At 37.8% G+C, this 21,312-nt stretch carries 18 protein-coding genes; 5 read left to right on the forward strand and 13 right to left on the reverse strand.

Annotation, left to right across the window (positions count from 1 at the left end):
* Positions 1-43 precede the first annotated feature (43 nt).
* The 8 genes from cydC to AB3I34_RS04415 all read right to left on the reverse strand — a co-directional run bounded on the left by cydC (position 44) and on the right by AB3I34_RS04415 (position 10,832).
* Positions 44-1,810, reverse strand: a complete 1,767-nt coding sequence (gene cydC, locus AB3I34_RS04380; RefSeq protein ID WP_085444225.1) for a thiol reductant ABC exporter subunit CydC — start codon at positions 1,808-1,810, stop codon at positions 44-46.
* A complete protein-coding gene (gene cydD / locus AB3I34_RS04385) occupies positions 1,807-3,540 on the reverse strand; it encodes a thiol reductant ABC exporter subunit CydD (protein WP_002377046.1) in 1,734 nt (577 codons plus the stop codon). The genes cydC and cydD overlap by 4 nt, the downstream gene beginning before the upstream one ends.
* 4 nt (positions 3,541-3,544) lie before the next feature.
* Positions 3,545-4,558, reverse strand: a complete 1,014-nt coding sequence (gene cydB, locus AB3I34_RS04390) for a cytochrome d ubiquinol oxidase subunit II (protein ID WP_002356976.1) — start codon at positions 4,556-4,558, stop codon at positions 3,545-3,547.
* Positions 4,555-5,973 carry a cytochrome ubiquinol oxidase subunit I gene (locus tag AB3I34_RS04395; protein WP_002356974.1) on the reverse strand — a complete coding sequence of 473 codons (1,419 nt, stop codon included), beginning with the start codon at positions 5,971-5,973 and terminating at the stop codon, positions 4,555-4,557. The genes cydB and AB3I34_RS04395 overlap by 4 nt, the downstream gene beginning before the upstream one ends.
* Before the next feature lie 666 nt (positions 5,974-6,639).
* A complete protein-coding gene (locus tag AB3I34_RS04400; protein ID WP_002369920.1) occupies positions 6,640-7,503 on the reverse strand; it encodes an AraC family transcriptional regulator in 864 nt (287 codons plus the stop codon).
* Between the two features lie 84 nt (positions 7,504-7,587).
* Positions 7,588-9,669, reverse strand: coding sequence for a DNA topoisomerase III (locus AB3I34_RS04405; RefSeq protein WP_085444224.1), 2,082 nt, complete (start codon positions 9,667-9,669; stop codon positions 7,588-7,590).
* 130 nt (positions 9,670-9,799) lie between these two features.
* A complete protein-coding gene (locus tag AB3I34_RS04410) occupies positions 9,800-10,165 on the reverse strand; it encodes a DUF1033 family protein (protein WP_002356966.1) in 366 nt (121 codons plus the stop codon).
* 97 nt (positions 10,166-10,262) lie between these two features.
* Entirely contained in the window at positions 10,263-10,832 is a 570-nt protein-coding gene (locus AB3I34_RS04415; protein ID WP_002379584.1) for a TetR/AcrR family transcriptional regulator, read from the reverse strand.
* A 132-nt stretch (positions 10,833-10,964) separates the two neighbouring features.
* Between AB3I34_RS04415 and AB3I34_RS04420 the strand changes: the two genes are divergently transcribed.
* Together AB3I34_RS04420 and AB3I34_RS04425 are read left to right on the forward strand one after the other, a co-directional pair.
* Entirely contained in the window at positions 10,965-11,480 is a 516-nt protein-coding gene (locus tag AB3I34_RS04420; protein WP_002379586.1) for a YbhB/YbcL family Raf kinase inhibitor-like protein, read from the forward strand.
* Between the two features lie 16 nt (positions 11,481-11,496).
* Positions 11,497-12,735: a multidrug efflux MFS transporter gene (locus AB3I34_RS04425; RefSeq protein WP_002362074.1), complete on the forward strand. Its 1,239-nt coding sequence runs from the start codon at positions 11,497-11,499 to the stop codon at positions 12,733-12,735.
* Positions 12,736-12,914: 179 nt separating this feature from the next.
* Here the strand turns inward: AB3I34_RS04425 and mnmA are convergent, their stop codons facing one another.
* From mnmA to AB3I34_RS04445, 4 genes are all read right to left on the reverse strand, one after another.
* Complete coding sequence (gene mnmA / locus AB3I34_RS04430; RefSeq protein WP_002362075.1) at positions 12,915-14,039, reverse strand: tRNA 2-thiouridine(34) synthase MnmA; 1,125 nt, start codon at positions 14,037-14,039, stop codon at positions 12,915-12,917.
* A 225-nt stretch (positions 14,040-14,264) separates the two neighbouring features.
* The gene (locus AB3I34_RS04435; RefSeq protein WP_002356959.1) at positions 14,265-14,609 is read right to left on the reverse strand and encodes a DUF1831 domain-containing protein; all 345 of its coding nucleotides are present in this window, start codon (positions 14,607-14,609) and stop codon (positions 14,265-14,267) included.
* Positions 14,610-14,676: 67 nt separating this feature from the next.
* Positions 14,677-15,822 (reverse strand): cysteine desulfurase family protein, encoded by a 1,146-nt coding sequence (locus tag AB3I34_RS04440; protein WP_002360007.1) that lies wholly within the window; start codon positions 15,820-15,822, stop codon positions 14,677-14,679.
* Positions 15,823-15,978: 156 nt separating this feature from the next.
* Positions 15,979-16,953 carry a ribose-phosphate diphosphokinase gene (locus AB3I34_RS04445; protein WP_078127094.1) on the reverse strand — a complete coding sequence of 325 codons (975 nt, stop codon included), beginning with the start codon at positions 16,951-16,953 and terminating at the stop codon, positions 15,979-15,981.
* A gap of 212 nt (positions 16,954-17,165) precedes the next feature.
* Between AB3I34_RS04445 and AB3I34_RS04450 the strand changes: the two genes are divergently transcribed.
* Genes AB3I34_RS04450 through AB3I34_RS04460 form a run of 3 tightly spaced genes read left to right on the forward strand, consistent with a single transcriptional unit; the run spans position 17,166 to position 19,694 of the window.
* Positions 17,166-17,915, forward strand: a complete 750-nt coding sequence (locus tag AB3I34_RS04450; RefSeq protein WP_002377032.1) for a metal ABC transporter ATP-binding protein — start codon at positions 17,166-17,168, stop codon at positions 17,913-17,915.
* Entirely contained in the window at positions 17,912-18,781 is an 870-nt protein-coding gene (locus AB3I34_RS04455; RefSeq protein ID WP_002377030.1) for a metal ABC transporter permease, read from the forward strand. The genes AB3I34_RS04450 and AB3I34_RS04455 overlap by 4 nt, the downstream gene beginning before the upstream one ends.
* The gene (locus tag AB3I34_RS04460) at positions 18,768-19,694 is read left to right on the forward strand and encodes a metal ABC transporter substrate-binding protein (RefSeq protein ID WP_002356954.1); all 927 of its coding nucleotides are present in this window, start codon (positions 18,768-18,770) and stop codon (positions 19,692-19,694) included. The genes AB3I34_RS04455 and AB3I34_RS04460 overlap by 14 nt, the downstream gene beginning before the upstream one ends.
* 54 nt (positions 19,695-19,748) lie before the next feature.
* Here the strand turns inward: AB3I34_RS04460 and AB3I34_RS04465 are convergent, their stop codons facing one another.
* The gene (locus tag AB3I34_RS04465) at positions 19,749-21,287 is read right to left on the reverse strand and encodes an ABC-F family ATP-binding cassette domain-containing protein (protein WP_002362078.1); all 1,539 of its coding nucleotides are present in this window, start codon (positions 21,285-21,287) and stop codon (positions 19,749-19,751) included.
* Positions 21,288-21,312 lie beyond the last annotated feature (25 nt).

The raw sequence follows: 21,312 nt of genomic DNA on the forward strand, positions 1-21,312 counted from the left end.
AAAACGACTGATTGTTTGCTTTAATCAACAACCAGTCGTTTTTTTATTCCTCGAAAGAACTAATGCCACGATCAATTCGGTAAAGTTTCTGATAATGCGCATTGGTTGCAAGTAATTCCTCTGGCGTACCACTCATCTCTAATTGACCATCTTCAATAAAGATCACTTGATCCATCAAAGTTACGCCTTGCAAATGGTGGGTAATCCAGATGACGGTTTTATCTTTTAATGCCTCAAAAAAGGTTTCCAGCAATTGCTGTTCTGTAATTGGATCTAAACCAGTAGTTGGTTCGTCTAATAACACAATCGGTGTATCTTGCAAAAGAATCCGCGCCAGTGCCAAGCGATGTCGTTCGCCACCAGAAAAACGCAAACCTGCTTCATCCACCATTGTTTGTAAACCTTCTGGTAATTGGGCAACCATTTCTTTTAAGCCAACTTTTTCTAAAACCGCCCAAACTTCTGCTTCGCTCGCTTCTTCTCTACCAATCCGAATATTATTTAAAATGGTTGTTCGAAATAGGTACGGTGCTTGGTGCATAACCCCAATATATTCAGTCATCGTCTCACCAAATGCCTCAGTTGGGATGTTTCCTAAAAGGATTTCTCCCGAAGTAGGTCGTAAATCACCACGAATGAGCGAAGCCAACGTACTCTTTCCGGAACCACTGCGCCCTAAAATCGCTAATTTTTGTTTTTCAGGAATTGTTAACGATAAGTCATTTAATACCTTTTTCGCTTGATTTTCATATGCAAAAGACAAATGTTCTATCGATAAACTGGTGCCATTTGGCTGAACAGGCGTTTCTGTTGAGCCGTCTTCCCCTTCAGGAAGCCCATTAAAACGACGAATGGAATCCTTATAAATCGTTGTTTCCTGTGCTGCAGCAGGTAGCGGAGCAAAAGCATCAATTAACGGAAAAACGGTTAAAACAAAGGCACCAATCCAATTGGCTGCGCCCCCATGATTACCTGGAAACCGCACACTAGTCCAAGCTAAGACAGCAATCGCAATCACACCGAACAGAAGTTGTAAAACAAAGTCTCGGCCACGGTTAAATTGCTTCATTTTTTCATCTAATACACGAACGTTTGCTTCATCTGTTTCATAACGAGCAACGAATTCAGAGCCTCGTTGACTAAATACCCAATCAGACACACCTAGAATATTGTCGGTTAGTGTTTGATATAACTCATTTTTGGCATATTTATGTTTTTCTTGACGCGCACCATTCACCAGAACTGAAACAAGTGGCAATAGAAAAACAATCACTCCTAACATCAGTAACATGCATAAAGCAAACCACCAAGAAAAGAAACCTAACGCAATCACTAAAAAGATATACAAAATCCAAGCAATAACGGTTGGGAAAATCGTTCGTAAATACAAGTTTTGGATATGATTAATATCCTCTGAAAGCAAACCTAAGATATCCCCAGTGCGATATTTTGTCTTAAAGAAAATCGCATCTTTTTCTAGTACATTATAAAGTTTCAAGCGCAGATCAGAGGTCATTTTTAACACCCAGTTATGACTCGTTAGACGCTCCACATAACGAAAAACAGGACGGCCAATCCCAAATGCTCTTGTTAAAACAATGGGAATATAAATTAATAAAATATTCTCTGGTAAGGAAGCCGCACGACTGATTAAGTAACCAGACGTAAACATTAATGCCCCTGCGCTAAAGAACGTCAAGAAGCCTAAAAGTAAGGCAAAATACAAGGTTTTTTTATAGCGTTTTAAGAAAGGACGAACCCATTGATCGTTTTTCCAAACGTCTTTCGTTGTCGGCTGTTTTTCCATCATTGGCGTCCTCCTCTCATTTGCTTCATTAATTGAACATAGTAGCCATCTTTTTCAATCAACTCTGCTAGCGTTCCTTGTTCCACTAATTGACCTTTTTCCATCACTAAAATGTAATCCATTTCTTCCATCCAATGAAGACGATGTGTCGCAAAGAAGACGAGATGATCGTTCATTAATGGCAACATGCGCTCTTTCATTTCAACTTCTGTTTCAATATCCAAATGCGCTGTCGGCTCATCAAACAGCAAGACGTGGCGTTTTTGATCGACAAAGGCGCGGGCCAACGCTACTCGTTGCGCTTGTCCCCCACTTAACATTCGACCACTTTCCCCAATTAAGGTATGAATTCCTTCGGGAAGGTCTTTAACCAGCTCGTCTAAGCCAACTAACTGAATCGCTTGCTGAATTGCCTCATCTGTCGCTTCAGGTGTATAAAAGCGAATATTGTTTGCCAAAGTATCTTGGAAAATATATGGTGCTTGCGGAATATAAAGGATTTGTTTTTGCCAGTCTTTTTGTAAAAAATGTGGAATCGTTTGGCCATTTATCGCCAATTGACTCGTTTCTTCTGTTGGTAATAAAAAGCCACTTAATAAATTAATTAACGTTGACTTACCAGAACCACTCGCCCCAATAATTCCAATCTTTTTACGACCATCAACAGAGAATTGCAACGATTGAATCGCTTCTTGCGTTGCATCTTCATAGGAAAAATTTAACGCTGTGACTGACAACTGACTTTCTTGATGCCAATCATCTAACGTTAACACATCGGTCTGTTCTGCTTCTGGCAATGCTAATACCGCTTGGATCGCTTGAAAAGAGTTTTTTCCATCTAAGGTTGCGTGATAATCACTTGAAAAATCACGAATCGGTAAAAAGAACTCAGGTGCTAAAATTAAAGTAACTAAGGCAGGAAATAATAAAATCGTGCCGTTTAATAAACTTAATCCAAGGAAAACTGCCACAACAGCTACCGATAATGTCGTAAAAAAGTCTAACGCAAAGGTTGATAAAATAGCAATTTTCAATGTACTCATGGTCGCTTTTCTGAATCGTTCACTTGTATGGTAAATACTCCCAGCATATTTTTTACTCAACCCAAACAGTTTCAGCGTGTCAATTCCTCGTAAGGAATCAATAAAATGATTGGAAAGCATTTGAAACGCCGCATATTGCTTGTCCGCTTTACTTTGTGCTGCATAACCTAACACAATCATAAAAATAATAATAATCGGAAAAACAATCAGCAATGTTACGCCTGAACGAATATCTTGTGTAAAAACAAAGGCCAAAATAATCCAAGGAATAATCATCATATTCATCATTTTTGTCAAAATCAATTGTAAATAATTTTCGGTTTGACTGATGCCTTCTAAAGCCATGGTAACCATATTTCCAGTTCCATTTTTTTGAACAACATTTGGCCCCAAACGGAAAATTTTGGTTAATAATTGTTCGCGTAATTCTTTCGAGCGTTCATAACTAAATGTATCGAGCATTCTCTCACGAAAATACGTAATAACATGTCGACCAAGATAAAAAATAAAAAAGAGTAAAATACTCTGTAGTTGTTGGTTAAGATGCCCGCCACTCCAAAGGCCGACAATGGCTTTTGAAAGAAAAAAAGCTTGCCCAATTATAAAGACTGCTTGCAGGAAAGAAAAACCTGCAAGCAAGACAAGAATTTTTTTGATTTTAGGCATCTGTAAGATGTCTTTATCAATCATAGATTTAATACCCCTCTGGTACGGCTGTCTGTGAAATACGTTTTCTGAAAATATAATAGGACCAAGCAGTATAAGCTAACACGAATGGTAAAATGCTTAAAGAAATCCACGTCATAATTTTTAGTGTATATGGTGTGCTTGTTGCATCTTTAATCAACAAATCAAAACCTTCACTACCAATCATAACACGTGGGAACAAGCCACTGAACAAGAGAGCAACTAGTACAACTAATGTTAAACCACTCGCTAGAAAAGCTAACATCTCTTTGCGTTTAAACACCCCAACATTGGCAATAACCGTTAAGACCACAATTGCTAACGTTAAAATTAAAGTGACCGCAAAGTTCTTTTCATAAAAGTCCGTTTTGAAGTACATCAACACTGCAAAAACAACTAAACCAACATATAAAACGCCGTATAAGATTTCTGCATAATTTCGAGCACGTTCGCGAATTGGGCCTTCTGTTTTTAAAGCAATATAGTTCATGCCGTGTAAGTAGCAAAGTAATGTTAAGGCTACTCCACCAACAATTGAAAACAGATTAAAATAATCCGTAAATTGCGCATGCATATTGCCGTTTGCATCTAAAGGCATCCCTTGGACTAAGCTGATAAACAAAATACCAAAGAAGAACGGTACAAGGAAACTACCAATTGATAGCGTCCAGTTCCACATCCGACGACGTTTACCTTCCGGCATGTTGTGGCGGAATTCAAAGGAAACTCCGCGAATAATTAAGCCAAATAAAATCGTAAATAGAATTAAATAGTAGCCACTAAATAATGAAGCATACCAATATGGGAAAGAGGCAAACATTGCGCCGCCCGCTGTTAATAGCCAAACTTCGTTTCCGTCCCAAACAGGTCCAATTGTTGCAACGACTTGATCTTTTTCGTCGTCATTGTGTGCCAACGTTTGAACGGCCATTCCAACACCAAAGTCAAATCCTTCTAAGAAGAAGAAACCTGAGAACAAGACGCCGATAAGGACAAACCATAATAATTGTAGTGTACTCATTCGCCAAATACCCCCTTATCAAATGGATCCAACGCTGGTTCATTTTCTTTCGCTAATTTTTTCGCTTCATAGTCTGGTCCTTTACGTAATTCTAAAATGACCAAGTAAACCATGACACTACCTAAACCAGCAAATAATAAGAAATAAATGACATTTGACGTAATTAATGAAGCAACCGATACATTTGGTGAAACACTTTGTTCAATCGTAAATAATCCATAGACAGTCCAGGGATAACGACCTAATTCAGTGACTAACCAACCTGTTGTATTCGCAAGGAATGGTGCGAACGTACATAAAGCAACAATCCACAGCATCCATTTCTTCTCGTACAGAGATGGTTTTTTCTTCCTTGTAAAGAATAGTCCTAAGGCAGCAACCAATAACATTAAGGCACCAAAACCAGCCATGATACGGAAGCTCCAGAATAAAGTGTTAACTGGTGGATAATAATTTTTATCATCCCCATATTTTTCTACCAAGCGCTTGTTGACTGTATCCATTCCATCAACCGAACCTGATAATTTGTTATACGATAAAATACTTAGCATATACGGAATATCGATACCAAAAACTTGTTTATGTTCCCGTTCATCTGCCCAAGCAATCAATGTCCAAGCAGCAGGATCATCAGAGTCTTCATAGGCCCCCTCCATCGCCGCAAATTTCATTGGTTGTCCTTCAATTAGAGCTTTCATTTGCAAGTCGCCAGCTAATAAAACGCCGATTGAACCGAACAAAGTAACCCATAAACCAATGCGCATAGATGCTTTGTGGAATGAAATATCCCGTTTTTTCAACAATTGGAAAGCAGCCATACCAGCTACTGCCATGCCGCCCAATGTAAAGGCGCCCATGATAACGTGTGAAAATTCATACCAAACTTTTGGATTGCTGATGACAGCTACAAAGTCCACCATTTCAGCACGGCCATTATTGATGACATAACCTACTGGATGTTGCATAAAACTATTGGCAACTAAAATCCAGAAAGCAGACATCATTGAACCGAATACGACTAACCAGATAAAGGTTACGTGAACTTTTGGATTCATTTTATCCCAAGTAAAGATCCATAAACCTAAGAATGTTGACTCTAAGAAGAAAGCTAAGAGCGCTTCTACCGCCAACGGTGCCCCAAAAATATCTCCGACGAATCGAGAATAATCAGACCAGTTCATCCCAAACTGAAATTCTTGAATAATCCCGGTTACAACCCCAACAGCGAAGCTTAATAGGAATATATTTCCCCAAAACTTGGCCATTTTACGATAACGTTCCTCTTTTTTCACAACGTACATTGTTTCCATAATTGCTACAACAAGTGCTAATCCTATTGAAAACGGTACGAAGAAAAAGTGGAAAACTGTTGTCATCGCAAATTGGATTCTCGCCAATGTTACAATATCAAACATATTATTTCCTCCCTGATTTGCCTCCACACAAAGAAACAAGCTTACCTGAATTGTTCATTTCCATTAGCGATGACTCCTTTTATCTACAAAACTAAAAGAAAATTCAAGTGAACTTTTCCAAAAAGTGTGAAAATGCATGTAATATAGAATAATTCCAATCTAAGTATACAACTTTCTGAGGCAGAAACCAAACAATACAGAAGCATTTCTCACAATTTTTTTAGGTGCTACCAAGATTTCTTCCCTTTCTTCTATCAATAAAAAAAGCCCTTCCTAAAAAAAGGAAGAACTAATCTCAATCTATCAACATTTTGACTTATCACTTGATTAGTTTCCGAAAATTGAAGTAGCTCGGCTTTGATGATAAAAATTCTAATCTTGTGATGAAAATTACGGATTGCTTGAGGTGATAGTTTGTTTTTTAACAACATGGCTCTAAAACACCAAATACCAGGGTTCGCCTTGCCGAAACGTTTTGGTACCATTCTAAACAACATGACTCTAAAACCTCGGAGAATTATTTTTTCTCCATGATTCCGTATTCGCATCACTTATCCATAGCTAGATTTCAGTTTAGAAAGGTCTGATTTTTTTCTTCACGTTTATTATACCAAACTTTCTCCTTCTTGGCGGAAAAACCCACCATTTTTCAATGGTGGGTTTTCTTTATTTAGTAGCTGTAACAGCGAGCCAGATTTCACTGTACTTAGCTTCTGCTGGTCCTTGATATTGCGTAAACGAAATTTCTGGTGCTGCAACGACTTGGTAACCAGATGAAGGCAACCATTCAGAGAATATCCTTGCCCAGGTTTCTTGTAAAGTTTGTGGGAAAGGACCTTCATTTGGAAAAACCGCCCATGTATGAGCAGGTACGCTTAGTTGCTCCAAATCTTCATAGGTATTTTCTTGCGAAGTGGCAAAGCCAATCATGTGTGTCATTTCTCCACCTTCTGTTGTTCGTCCCTCTTGAAAGTCAAAAGAAGCATTTACTACTTGATGAGGATATATGTCATCAAATGTATGCATTTCCGCTCGTTGTTGTGGTGTAATGCGCTGTGCCAATTCCATGATTGCTTGATTTTCCCCTTGATACTGCAAGGGAACCTTCTGACTAACTCCGACTATTTGAAACGCTGGTTTTTCAATCAATTTAACATCCATTGATTGTCCTCCTTTAATATCAATATAGAAAGAGAATTTAGGGAACGTTTTTTGGATTTGTGTTTTCATTACTTCAGAAGGGGCTTGTCCTGACCAATCGCGAAAGGCTCTTGAGAATCCTTCAATACTTTGATAACCATATTTAAAAGCTACATCTGTCACTTTTTCACCAGCAAGTAATGCTAAATTTGCTTCCGCCAAACGTCTCTTTTTAATATACTCAGCCAGACTCATCCCCGCAATAAACGAAAAAGTTCGTTTAAAATGGTAAACAGAAATCCCTGTCTTTTTCGCCAATTCATCGAAGGATACTTCTTCCGTTAAATGTTCTTCAATATAATCCATTGCTTGATTCAAATTTGCGAGCATCCGTGTCCCTCTCTTTCTATTTGAAAGTTTACTAAAGACCAACAAGGATGACTTGATTATTTAGAGCCAACATTCGTCAAATCGCTACTCTTGGTTCATAGCGGCTTTTAAGGCCTGTGCTAAAGCACTTTCTTCTGGTTCGTCTGGTTGTGAATATTTTTTCATCAAACGACGTTCTTCATGTTTAGTCATTTTTTGTTTTCGTTCTTTTTTATCGGGAATTTTTTCAGTAATCGAACAGAATTTACATTTGAAAGAACGACCATTTTTTCCTTCTATGATGACCATTTTTTTATGACATTGTGGGCAACGGTGATTGGATACTTTAGGATCTTTTCGCCGACGATAAGAACATTCTTGGTTTGTACAAACGTAAATCTTCCCATCTTTCGTATTTTTTTCCCGTAAGTTTGAGCCACAATCTGGACATTTTTTTTGCGTAATGGAAAAATCTTGATATTTTTTCTCGCTTTGTTTAATTTCACGGACTAATTTTTTCGTATCCTCTTCAATATCCTTTAAGAAAAGTTGACTCTTTTGTTGACCCGAAGCGATTGCTTCGAGCGATTTTTCCCATTTTTCCGTTAGTTCAGGTGTCACAAGTGATGGATTCACCAAGTCTAATAGTTGCTTTCCTTTGGCAGAGACACTTAAACCGCTATTGGTTCGTTCCATCAATTCTGATTTAATCAGTTTTTCAATAATTTCAGCTCGCGTTGCCGGTGTGCCTAAACTGTGTTTCTCCATTTTTCCTAACAACGTTCCTTCGGTTAATGGTTTTGGCGGCGATGTTAATTCTTTGTTAATGGTAAAGTTTGGCGCAACGGTCATGCCTTTTTGCCATTGGACAGTGGATAGCGGCTGTTCGGCTGTTGTTTTCCAGCCAGCAACAACTACTTTATTTTGATGAAAGACAAATGTTTCTTTTCCAAAAGCGACTGTAACTTTTGTTTGTTTGGTTTGGTTTGGCTCAGCAAACAAACCTAAGAATCGTTGAACAATCATTTGATAGATTTTTTGTTCATCATTGCTTAGCTTTTCATAACGAGGACGTTGTTCAGTTGGAATCAACCCATGGTGATCCGTGACTTTTGCATTTTGGAAAACTTTTTGTTGTTTAACAACGGCCCCATTTTTAAGGTAGCCTTTCACTTCTGGTGAAAAATCAGCAATAGCTTGAAGGCGCTCTTTTATCGTTCCTTTCATATCCGTCGTTAGATATTTGCTGTCAGTTCGAGGATAGGAAACAATTTTATGGGTTTCGTATAAACTTTGTACAAGAGACAACGTTTTCTTTGCAGAAAATTGGAATCGCTGGTTGGCTTCACGCTGGATTTCGGTTAGATCATACGGTAACGGCGCGTTTTCTGTTTTAACTTTTTCTTGGATATCGGTAACTAAGCCCTTTTGTTTTGAGAGTTCTTTGACTAATTGTTCTGCTTCCTGCCGTTCTTTTAAAGCGTATGGATTTTTTTGGGTCATCTTTGCTTTTTCTGATTCAACAGATAACGAGATAGTAAAATAAGTTTGAGGCTTAAATTGTTCAATCGTTTTTTCTTGTTGGCGTACCATTGCTAAAGTTGGTGTTTGAACACGACCTGCGGATAAGTTATCTTGATATTTCACTGTCAAGGCCCGTGTGACGTTTAGCCCCACTAACCAGTCAGCTTTTGCGCGCGCCAAGGCAGAGTAATACAAATTATCGTAGTCTTTCGCTGGGCGAATTTTCTTAAACCCGTCTTTAATGGCTTTGTCTGTTTGAGATGAAATCCATAAGCGTTTGACTGGTTTGTTAAAACGGACATATTCTAAAATCCAGCGGGCCACCAATTCACCTTCACGACCAGCATCAGTGGCAATCACGGCTTCAGAAACATCTTTACGATTGGCTAATTGTTTAATCGCTTTTAATTGATGTCCCGTTTTCGGTAACGGCTTAATCCCTAAATTCTTAGGAATCATCGGTAAAGTTTCCATTTGCCACGTTTGCCATTCTTTGTTTAAATCTTCTGGCATTTTTAGTCCTAAGAGATGGCCTAAAGCCCATGTGACAATCACGTTGGGTCCTTCATAATAATTCTTATTTTTTTTATTTGCTCCTAAAACGCGGCTTAAATCTTTTGCTACGCTAGGTTTTTCAGCAATAATTAATTGTTTTGCAACCACTAGTTTCGCTCCTTTTTGAGTGCTATCTTTTCGTATTATACCAAATATTGGTTCGATTTTCTCTAAATTCCGAGAATAGAAAAAGAGTTTAAAGAAAATTCCCTGAGGTTTTTCTTTAAACTCATGCGTTTCAAATAACTTTCCGTTTGCAGAATTTTGTTTTGCCAAAATGATTGGATATTGTGGTAAACTCAGCTTTATTTTCAAAAGTAACCGCATGATGATTTTCTAGTAATGCTAAACCGAAGTATTGTTGTAAATCTTCATCGCATTCTTCACACCAGCGTTCTTCCCCATCATTCCAGAAAGCCGTTAAATAATTAGGCTTTGTGTTGACGTATGTATAATTCTGAGAAAGTTTTTGCCAAACTTCCACATAATATGTCTCTGCATCGGTCAAGTTATCGAAGGTTTTTTCTTGAACAATGTCCTCTTGCCAATCATCAAAAAACCACCAAGGTTCATTGTCGCCATACATTGTAATTACTTGATACATTGAACCGCTCCTTTTTTTGCTACTGTAGGTATCATAGTCACTTTCTGAAAAAGTTGCAAGGATTTGGTTTCGGACTGAGAAATTTTTGAAATTTATTTTATCCTGCCACTTCTAAAGAAACAATAAAATCTTCAATCATGCGACGATAACTTTCTTCCGGCGTGGCTTCTTCGCGTTGAAAATAACCTAAAAAACGTAAGGTAATATAACCATGGATTAAGCTACGTAATTCTCGACTTTTATGCAGTCGTTCTTCATTATTAAATGGATAAAAAGCTAAAAGTTGTAAGATAATTTGATTGGTTTCATGGATGCCTTCAATTAATTGTTGGTTTTGCGTTTTCGGCACACTGATAAGTAATTCATAGACTGCAGAATTTTCAAAAGCAAATTGTTGGTACGTTTCAGCATATATCCGAATTGCTTCTGCGCCACTCTTACCCACTAAGGCTCTTCGCAATGCATCATTTAATTCTTGAATTAACAAGTCCACTAGAGCATTTTTTACTTCAGCAATATTTTTAAAGTGATTATAGAGTGAAGGATACTTGATGCCTAAATCAACGGCTAAATTTTGAAAGGTTAATTGTTGAACGCCCAATTCTTCCGCTAGATTGCGGGCACTTTCAAGGATTTTGGCTTTCGTTAAATTCCGTTTTTTTGCCATCTTTCTGACGCCTCCAATTCTTAAATTTTGGACAAGTATTAGTTTATCATATCTATTGACTCTTTTTAAACTATAAATTATAGTTTATAATAATAATTTGTAAACATCATTTTTGAAAGAAGGCTGTTTGGCATGCATATTACCAACCGTTCTCATTTGGCCGATCGTTATGGCAAACGAACCAGTGCAGAATTTTTATTACACGAACGTCCTATTTTATCTTTTCCTATTTCTTTAGCGGCCATTCCTAAAGAAGCCCGTTATTTATCCTGGGAATTAATTGATTATGACACGATTCCTCTAATCGGTTTCCCTTTTATTCATTGGTTAGCTGCCAATGTTCCTGTAACCAATGAGATTCCTGAAGACTTTAGTCGAACAGCACTCAAGCCTACCATTCAAGGAAAAAATAGTCTTGCTTCTCCTTTGGGGAAACAGATGATTCCTGCGCTTGCCACTGAAACGTTACCTGAGTTAACCGAACGTTATCTGGGGTTAAGCCCTCGCTCTGGTGTGCACACCTATACGTTATATGTGTACACTACAAAAAATCCACTAAATTTAAAAGAAGGCTTTTTTGCGAATGAATTGCATCAAGCATTGAATGATCAACTACTCGCCAAAGCCAAATTTGAATTTCTTTACTAGAAAGTGAGGAAATAGAATGTATGAATTAATTAAAAGTAAAATTTTCCGTCCAAGACAACCTTGGGAAAAAAATCTGCTCGTTTTATGGTTTGGCACATTTATGGCTGGTATTGGCTTTAGCTTAGTGATGCCATTTATGCCTCTTTATATCAACACATTAGGTACTTTTACCCACCAACAATTGAATTTTTGGAGCGGAATCACGTTCTCTTCCACTTTTTTAGTCACAACCATTGTTTCACCTTGGTGGGGCCGTTTAGCCGACCGAAAAGGACGCAAGTTAATGTTATTACGCGCTTCATTAGGGATGGCTATCGTCATTAGTTTAATGGGCGCAGTCACAAGTGTTTATCAATTGATTGGCTTACGCTTATTACAAGGTGTTTTTTCTGGTTATATCAGTAATGCGACTGCGTTAGTTGCTACAGGCACACCTAAGGAAAAAAGCGGTCAAGTGCTTGGTACTTTAGCCACTGGTTCTGTTACCGGCACGTTGCTTGGTCCTCTTTTGGGCGGTGTCACTGCGTCTATTTTCGGTTATCGGCCAACCTTTTTCATTACTGGTACGATTTTATTACTCGTTTTTGTTTTGAGTCTCGTCTTTGTCCATGAAGAGTTTGTGCCAATTGAAAAAAATCAAGCCGCATCTGGGAAACAAATTTTAAAAAAACTAGAACATCCCCACGTGATTCTTGGAATGTTTATTACGACATTAATCATTCAAGCTTCCAATAATTCAATTAGTCCCATCATCAGTTTATATATTCAACAATTGTTGGGTGGTCACGGAAATGTCACCTTAATTAGCGGAGTCATTGCTTCTATTCCAGGGATTGCAACGTTAATAGCCGCCCCTCGTTTCGGCCGGTTAGGCGATCGTATTGGCAGTGAACGCATCTTGACAATTGGCTTAATTTTAGCCATTTTCGTTTACCTACCAATGGCCTTTGTTCAAAATGTCTGGCAGCTTGCCATGCTTCGTTTCTTAGTTGGGATTTCCGATGCCTGTTTACTACCAGCTGTTCAAACGTTGATCACTCGTTATTCCCCAAGTGACGCTGCAGGTCGTATTTTCAGTTACAATCAATCTTTCCAAGCGACAGGAAATGTGATTGGTCCTATGATTGGTTCAAGCGTATCTGCCGCTTTCGGTTATCGTGGGGTCTTTATTTCCACTTCTTGTCTGGTTCTCCTTAACCTTCTATGGGTTCGTCGAAGCACCGCCGAATTAAAAAAAGAGAAAAATGATGACTAAGTTATACACAGAAAAGTTATCCACAATTTGAATTTTTAATTTTTCTCTTTTTCTTATTTTAAAAAAAATAGGCATATAAAACAAAAAAGAAAAGCGGATATTTACTGGTTTTATGACCAGCATATCCGCTTTTCTTTTGGTTAACTATACGCTTTTTGTTTCACAACTCGTGAAACTTTTTAGACGTATTGTAGTTCTTTTTCATCTTGGTAGGCGCGATCAATTAAGCCGCCCCCTAAGCATTCCATCCCATCATAAAAAACAACAGCTTGACCTGGAGTGACTGCACGCGCTGGTTCCTTAAACGTAACGGTTGCTTTTGTGCCATCTTCAGATAAGGAAACATGCACTGGAATATCTGCTTGACGATAACGGAATTTAGCCGTACAGTCAAACTCTTTTGGCATTGGTGTATCAACAGTAAAATGAACCTCACTAGCTTCTAAATGTGTTGCATATAGTTTTTCATGGTGAAATCCTTGTCCCACATATAATGTATTGGTAGTTAAATCTTTCCCAATCACAAACCATGGTTCTTGTGTTTTACCGCCGCCACCAATTCCTAAGCCTTGGCGTTGACCGATAGTATAATACATCAGACCATCATGTTGTCCTTTGATTTCGCCATCTTCTGTCACCATGTTGCCTTTTTTAGCTGGTAAATAATTACTCAAAAATTCTTTGAAATTCTTTTCACCAATAAAACAAACGCCCGTTGAGTCTTTTTTCTTGGCTGTGGCTAATCCAGCACGTTCAGCAATTGCACGAACTTCTGATTTTTCCATGCCACCCAATGGAAACATTGTTTTTGCCAATTGGGCTTGTGATAATTGGCTTAAAAAATAGGTTTGGTCTTTATTATTGTCAATTCCACGTAACATATGCACTACGCCATTTTCATCTGTTTCTACTTGCGCATAGTGGCCAGTTGCAACATAGTCAGCGCCTAGTTGCATAGCATAATCTAGGAATGCTTTAAATTTAATTTCTTTATTACACATGACATCTGGATTTGGTGTCCGTCCTAACCGATATTCTGCTAAAAAATATTCAAACACACGGTCCCAATATTCTTTTTCAAAATTGACCGAATAATACGGAATCCCAATTTGATCCGCTACTTTTGCGACATCTTTATAATCCTCAGTTGCGGTACAGACACCATTTTCGTCTGTATCGTCCCAATTTTTCATAAAGATCCCAATTACATCATAGCCTTGCTCTTTTAAAAGCAACGCTGTGACAGATGAATCGACACCGCCACTCATGCCTACCACGACACGCGTTTTGCTGTTATCTGCCATTTTATCACCATCATTTCAATTAGATTCTGAAATCATCCACGATTTGAAGGTCGTAACTTTTCAGTGCTTTTCATTATACTATTTTTTTGAAATAAGTAAAGCAAGCCGGGCGTATAATGAGAAAACACTTGGAACAAAGACACAGCCAACAAGCTATTGCTTTCAAATAAACAGAAAACCTGAAGGAACAAGCTACTTTCGCTTGTTTCTTCAGGTTTCTCTAAATTATTCTACTTTCTCTAATACACCACGGCTAATTAAGCCATCCATTAAGAAAAAGTATTTTTCTTTACTCATTTCATGTTGTTCATTCTTGAAAATATTCATTGGTTTTAAACCATTTGCCGTTGTAATGGACATTTTCAACTCTTTTAGATCAGCAGTGATCGTAATTTTCAATTTGAAGCCTTCATTTCTCTGAGGCGTTGGATCTAAGGAACGAATCAATTGAAAGTTCCCTGATTTTGTTTCAGTAAAGCCGTTATCTTTTAATGTATAGCGTTTTGCACTAGGATGTACTTTGTAAAAAACTGTTGAGCCTTCAACAGCAGCCGTTGTTGTAAATGCCATGGGTTCCACCTCATTATTTTCATTGTTATCTTCATTATAGCGAAAACCTGTAGCTGCCGCAATCAGATTATTTTTTCAATTGTTGAATCACTGCAACTAGTACTTCAGAAAAAGTCGCAATTTCTTCTGGTGTGTTCCCGTAGCCAAAACTAATCCGGATTGATTCTTTAATAGCTGAGGAATTTTCTCCATACATCGCTGTCAACACGTGCGAAGGATCCACAGTTCCCGCTGTACAAGCCGAGCCTGTTGAAATCGCAATACCTCTTAAGTCCAAATGCATTAAGAGCAAATCACTGGGAATTCCTTTTAAATGAAGATTTAAGACATGCGCTAAACGATTGGTTGGTTCACCATTAATTGAAAAATCAATATTGGCTTCTTCTAACGCTTTTAAAATAATCGTTTGAAAACTTTGATAGGCTGTTTTTCTTGCTTGCTTTTCTGCAGAAGTTAGTAATGAAACGGCAGTACCCATGCCAATAATTCCAGCTAAGTTTTCCGTGCCCGCACGTCGTTTTTCTTCTTGTTCCCCACCATGTAAAAGAGGTGGTAATTGGATTGCATCGCTTTTAAATAAAAAACCTACGCCTTTTGGACCATTGATTTTATGAGCGGAAATACTTAATAAGTCGATCCCTAATTCATGAGGTAAAATGACTTCACTTCCATAAGCTTGGACGGCATCTGTATGAAAAATCGCCGAATGATTTTTAAGAATTGCACCAACTTCAGCAATCGGTAATCGATTTCCAATTTCATTATTGCCATACATCATTGAAACCAAGATCGTTTCTTCGCGTAAAGACTTTTTGAATTGATCCATTGAAATCTGACCATTTTCATTCACAGGCAAGTAAGTCACTTCAAAGCCTAACGTTTCTAAGTATTCCATCGTTCGTAACACAGCGGGATGTTCAATTGCCGTAGTAATAATATGTTTTCCTTCCTTTTGACGAGAAAAAGCAACTGCCAAGATGGCTGTGTTATCCCCTTCTGTGCCACCACTATTAAAAATAATTTCGTGGGGTTTGGCTTGTAAGCTCTCGGCAATCGTTTGACGCACTTCTTCCAGAAGACCGTGTGCCTTTCGTCCAAACTGATGAATACTTGATGGATTGCCAAAAGTCGTTTGCATATTTTCAGTCATCGCTTGAATGACCGTTGGATGAAGCGGTGTTGTTGCCGCATGATCTAAATAAATGGGTTCCAAATGACTCGTCCCTTTCCTTATGTTCTGGCGTTATTCTAGCATAAAAAGCTTAAAACACAAAATCAGAATACTTTCTCTTCTATTTATAAAAGAGATAAGAAAAATAGGCCCAACACTATTAAAGTTGTTAGACCTATTTCTAGTTTAAGGAATCACTTATTCTCCTTTTGGTTCTAAACGGAATAATGGACTCATTGGTTTATTTTCATGAATACGAAGTAACGCTTCCCCCATTAACTCAGCGCAAGAAATAATATTCAAGGTTGCTGGTTGGCGGTCTGCTGTCGTATAAACAGAGTCAGTAATACTAATTTCCTTAATTGGCGCATTTTCTAAGGTTGCTTTTGCGCCTTTTGATAACAAACCATGCGAGGCGCAAGCATACACTTCTTGCGCACCATTTTTCATTAAAACTTCCGCCGCTGTGGCTAACGTTTGGCCAGTATTCAAAATGTCATCAACAAGAATACATTTTTTCCCAGCGACATTCCCAATAACGTAACCTTCTTGACGCACCCCATCAATCTCTTCATGGTCGACAATTGCTAAGGTCGCATCTAAGTACTCCGATAAACTACGCGCGCGTTGAACGCCACTGTTTTTAGGCGAAACAATCACAATTTCTTCCCCTACTAATGCTTGTTGACGATAATAATGAGCAAACAAAGGCATTGTAAATAAATTATCTACTGGGATATCAAAAAATCCTTGGACTTGAACAGTATGCAAGTCTAATGTTAACAAACGTGTTGCGCCTGCCTCTACTAACATATTAGCAACTAATTTCGCAGTAATGGGCTCTCTTGGTTTCGCTGTGCGGTCTTGGCGAGCATAACCATAGTAAGGCAAAATAACATTAATTGTTTTTGCGCTAGCACGTTTTAATGCATCAATTAAAATAAGCAGTTCCATCAAATGATCATTTACAGGGGCATTCGTTGCTTGGATGATGTAGACATGATCGCCACGAATACTTTCTTCAATATTAATTTGAATTTCGCCATCACTAAATTGGCGCACGGTGCTTTTTCCTAATTCTGTTCCTACTGATGCTGCGATTTTTTCAGCAAGTGGTCGATTTGCATTTAAACTGAAGATGCGTAAGGTGTCATCTTGATAGTTTTCGGTCATGATATCCTCCGTCAATATAAAATAATAGTCGTTTTCATTCATATTCTACCATTTTTTGTCATAAAAATCATGGGATCCTCCTTAATTTATTGAAAGAAACGGTTTTCTTTGTGAAAAAAGCGCTTGTATTTAGGCGCGCCTAAAAATTATTTGCATTTTCTTAAACTATCCCTTATACTGATTTTAAGGCAAACCTAAAAAGGAGGAATTTCATGAGAAAAAGCTTTAACTTAGCTGTTCAAGCGTTAACCGTTCAATATCAAGGACGGACCGCTTTAAATAATATCCACGTTACTATTCCCTCCGGTAAAATTACTGGAATTATCGGACCAAATGGTGCTGGAAAGTCAACATTTATTAAAGGGTTATTAGGCTTGATTAAAACAAAGGAACGTGATGTTTTGTTAAATAATCAAGCGATTGACCAACAAAAAACAACCATTGCCTATGTAGAACAACGTAGCGCCTTGGATCTTAGTTTCCCCATTAGCGTTTTTGAAACGGTCTTGCTAGGAACCTATCCAAACTTGGGACTATTAAAACGCCCAGGAAAGAAAGAAAAGCAAGCAGCCATGGCTGCATTAAAAATGGTGCAATTAGAAGACTGTGCGCAACGCCAGATTGGTGAACTTTCTGGTGGCCAATTACAACGTGTGTTTATCGCCCGTGTTTTGGCCCAAGGTGCTGAGGTGATTTTTTTAGATGAACCTTTCGTCGGCATTGATATGTCTAGTGAAAAAGTGATTATGGATATTCTCAAATCATTAAAAAATCAAGGTAAAATGATTATCATTGTTCACCATGATTTGCACAAAGTGTCCCACTATTTTGATGAATTAATCGTTTTGAAAAACCGGCTAATTGCTGCAGGTCCTGTTGAACAAACATTTACTGCAGAAACGCTCCAAGAAGCATACGGTGATTTGTTAGGTGATTTATTAATACAGGGGGTTGCAAAATGATTGCTGCATTTATTGATGGTTTATTCCGTTATCAATTTTTACAAAATGCCCTTTTGACGTCTGTAATTGTCGGACTCATTTCAGGGGTAATTGGTTCATTCATTATTTTACGTGGGATGTCTTTGATGGGTGATGCGATTTCCCATGCCGTTTTACCAGGAGTCGCTGTTTCTTATATGTTTGGTTTCAATTATATTTTTGGCGCTTCTATTTTTGGCTTATTAGCTGCATTATCGATCGGCTTTATTACCCAAAAAAGTCCACTAAAAAATGATACTGCCATTGGTGTTGTCTTTAGTTCTTTTTTTGCTTTAGGGATTATTTTTATCTCTTTTGCAAAAAGTTCCACCGATTTATATCATATTCTGTTTGGAAATGTATTAGCGGTCGCAGATACCGATATTTTAATTACTTGTGTCGTCGGCGTGATTGTTTTGATTTTTGTGGCATTGTTTTATAAAGAGTTGCAACTCACTTCTTTTGATCCCACAATGGCTCAGGCCTATGGTTTAAATATTCAATTTTTCCACTATGCATTGATGTTTTTACTAACATTAGTCGCTGTTTCTTCTTTGCAAACCGTCGGAACTATTTTAGTCATTGCCATGCTGATTACACCAGCGGCAACAGCTTATCTATTAACAAATCACTTACCGACAATGATTGGCTTAGCCTCTACTTTTGGGATTTTAAGTTCAGTGATTGGCCTATTCTTTAGTTATTCTTATAACTTAGCTTCTGGTGCGACGATTGTTTTAACCGCCGCCTTATTCTTTTTATTGGCTTTCTTTTTCTCACCAAAGAAAGGCCTAGTATTTGTAAACCGTCAGAAAGAAATGGAGGAATCAACGAATGAAAAAATTTAGTTTATTTTTTTTAACACTTCTAGCAGGGTTAACGTTAGCTGCTTGCGGGAATCAAGCCGCTGAAAAGAAAGAAAAATTAGCAATTGTGACAACGAACTCGATCCTATCTGATTTAGTGAAAAATGTTGGGCAAGACAAAATTGAGCTGCATAGTATTGTGCCAATTGGGACAGACCCTCACGAATATGAACCGTTACCAGAAGACATTGCGAAAGCTTCTGAAGCGGACATTTTATTCTTTAACGGCTTGAACTTAGAAACAGGCGGAAATGGCTGGTTTAACAAATTAATGAAAACGGCCAAAAAAGTTGAGAATAAAGATTACTTTTCTACAAGCAAAAATGTTACGCCACAATATTTAACAAGTGCCGGTCAAGAACAAACAGAAGATCCGCATGCTTGGTTAGACATTGAAAATGGCATTAAATATGTAGAAAACATTCGTGACGTGTTAGTAGAAAAAGATCCAAAAAATAAAGATTTCTATACAGAAAACGCGAAAAATTATACCGAAAAACTTAGCAAACTACATGAGGAAGCCAAAGCTAAATTTGCTGATATTCCTGATGATAAAAAATTATTAGTTACAAGTGAAGGTGCCTTTAAATATTTCTCCAAAGCTTATGATTTAAATGCCGCTTATATTTGGGAAATTAACACAGAAAGTCAAGGAACACCTGAACAAATGACCACGATTATTGATACCATTAAGAAATCAAAAGCACCTGTGTTATTTGTTGAAACCAGTGTCGATAAACGTAGTATGGAACGTGTCTCAAAAGAAGTGAAACGACCAATTTACGATACACTTTTCACAGACTCTCTTGCCAAAGAAGGAACAGAAGGCGATACGTACTACAGCATGATGAACTGGAATTTAACAAAAATCCATGATGGCTTAATGAGTAAATAAATAATAAAGAAGAAAGAACCAAGTTGACTCCCCCTCAACTTGGTTCTTTCTTCTTTATTTAACTAATTCCTCAATATCAATTACTCGATCCACAATTTCCTCATAAAAATCTGCTTCATGGGAAACCAGAAAAACCGTTCCTGGGTAAACGTGAATTGCTTCTTGTAAACTTTTTTTGGCCGCTTCATCAATATGATTGGTTGGCTCATCTAAAAATAACAAATTACTTGTTTGCATCATTAGTTCCGCTAGTTTTACTTTTGTTTGCTCACCACCACTTAACAGGGCTAGCGACTGCATTGCTAACTTATCTGGTAAACCTGCCCTAGCCAAATGACTTCTTCGCTCTTTAATCGTTGTATCTGGAAAACGATCTGATAAATAGTCTAGTGGCGTTAACTGCTCATTAGGCCACGCTAAGTCTTGGGTAAAATAAGCAATTTTTGTATTCAGCGGATAATGAAATTCTCCATCTAATGAAGGAATCACTTTCGTTAACGTTTTAATTAATGTTGATTTGCCAATCCCATTAAAGCCTTTCAATGCGACTTTTTCACCGACATGAACCATTAAATCTAACGGTTCTAACAAAGGTTCCCGATAGCCAACAACTAACTTTTGGGTCGTTAGTGCTTGCGTTGCAACTAACCCTTGATAAGGAAATTCAATCGCCGGCTTAGTCAAGGAACCAGGCGGAGTCAATCGTTCCAAGCGGTCCAATTGTTTTTGTCGACTTTTAGCCATCGTTGCTCGATTTCCAGCTTTGTATTTACGGATGTATGCTTCCATTTTTTCAATTTTTTCTTGTTGGGCCTGATACTGTTTCAAATAGGTTTGTTTATTCTGCTCTTTTTGCGCAAAAGATTTTTCTACATTTCCAGTATATTTGGTTAACTTGCCAAACTCAATGTCTGCGATGCAATTCGTCACTTCATTTAAAAATTGATAATCATGGGAGACTAATAGAAAGCTTCCTTCAAAATTATTCAGATAGCGAACAAGCCATTGAATATGTGTATCATCTAAATAGTTGGTGGGTTCATCTAAAAGTAACACATCAGGGGCCTCTAACAATAATTTTGCTAAAATCACTTTTGAACGTTGACCACCGCTTAGCTCCCCTAACTTTTTATCCAAACCAATTGCTTGTAGTCCTAACCCATTGGCTAAATCCTGAATAATCGTGTCGATTTGATAAAAATTACTTTCATCTAAATCTGTTTGTAATTTGCCTGCTTGTTCTAAAAGTTTTTCCGAAGCCGTTTGACTGTATTCTTCATAAAGTTTTGTCAGTTTCGCTTCTTTATCAAAAAGTTCTTGAAAGGCTTGTTTCAAAAAATCAACCATCGTTAGTGATTGTTCTACAGAAACGTGCTGATCCAAGTACCCAATCTTGCAATTTTTTTGCCACTGAATCGTTCCTTCGTCTGGCAATACTTCCCCCGTTAAAATTTTAATTAAGGTGGATTTGCCGACACCATTTTGGCCAGTTAAGCCTAAATGATCCCCTTTATTAACTTGCAATGAAGCCTCTTCATACAAGACCTTTTCGCCAAATCGATGCGTTAAATGTTCAATAGTTAAAATACTCATTTTCGTCACTTCTTTCTTGTTAACT

It is taken from the genome of Enterococcus sp. C102(2024) (assembly GCF_040888205.1).
Classification (GTDB): domain Bacteria; phylum Bacillota; class Bacilli; order Lactobacillales; family Enterococcaceae; genus Enterococcus; species Enterococcus faecalis.

Bases quoted from the DNA above. Each gene is read 5' to 3' on its own strand.
- cydC (WP_085444225.1), bottom strand. From the start codon at position 1,810: ATGATGGAAAAACAGCCGACAACGAAAGACGTTTGGAAAAACGATCAA.
- cydD (WP_002377046.1), bottom strand. From the start codon at position 3,540: ATGATTGATAAAGACATCTTACAGATGCCTAAAATCAAAAAAATTCTT.
- cydB (WP_002356976.1), bottom strand. From the start codon at position 4,558: ATGAGTACACTACAATTATTATGGTTTGTCCTTATCGGCGTCTTGTTC.
- AB3I34_RS04395 (WP_002356974.1), bottom strand. From the start codon at position 5,973: ATGTTTGATATTGTAACATTGGCGAGAATCCAATTTGCGATGACAACA.
- AB3I34_RS04400 (WP_002369920.1), bottom strand. From the start codon at position 7,503: ATGCTCGCAAATTTGAATCAAGCAATGGATTATATTGAAGAACATTTA.
- AB3I34_RS04410 (WP_002356966.1), bottom strand. From the start codon at position 10,165: ATGTATCAAGTAATTACAATGTATGGCGACAATGAACCTTGGTGGTTT.
- AB3I34_RS04415 (WP_002379584.1), bottom strand. From the start codon at position 10,832: ATGGCAAAAAAACGGAATTTAACGAAAGCCAAAATCCTTGAAAGTGCC.
- AB3I34_RS04420 (WP_002379586.1), top strand. From the start codon at position 10,965: ATGCATATTACCAACCGTTCTCATTTGGCCGATCGTTATGGCAAACGA.
- AB3I34_RS04425 (WP_002362074.1), top strand. From the start codon at position 11,497: ATGTATGAATTAATTAAAAGTAAAATTTTCCGTCCAAGACAACCTTGG.
- mnmA (WP_002362075.1), bottom strand. From the start codon at position 14,039: ATGGCAGATAACAGCAAAACGCGTGTCGTGGTAGGCATGAGTGGCGGT.
- AB3I34_RS04435 (WP_002356959.1), bottom strand. From the start codon at position 14,609: ATGGCATTTACAACAACGGCTGCTGTTGAAGGCTCAACAGTTTTTTAC.
- AB3I34_RS04445 (WP_078127094.1), bottom strand. From the start codon at position 16,953: ATGACCGAAAACTATCAAGATGACACCTTACGCATCTTCAGTTTAAAT.
- AB3I34_RS04450 (WP_002377032.1), top strand. From the start codon at position 17,166: ATGAGAAAAAGCTTTAACTTAGCTGTTCAAGCGTTAACCGTTCAATAT.
- AB3I34_RS04455 (WP_002377030.1), top strand. From the start codon at position 17,912: ATGATTGCTGCATTTATTGATGGTTTATTCCGTTATCAATTTTTACAA.
- AB3I34_RS04460 (WP_002356954.1), top strand. From the start codon at position 18,768: ATGAAAAAATTTAGTTTATTTTTTTTAACACTTCTAGCAGGGTTAACG.
- AB3I34_RS04465 (WP_002362078.1), bottom strand. From the start codon at position 21,287: ATGAGTATTTTAACTATTGAACATTTAACGCATCGATTTGGCGAAAAG.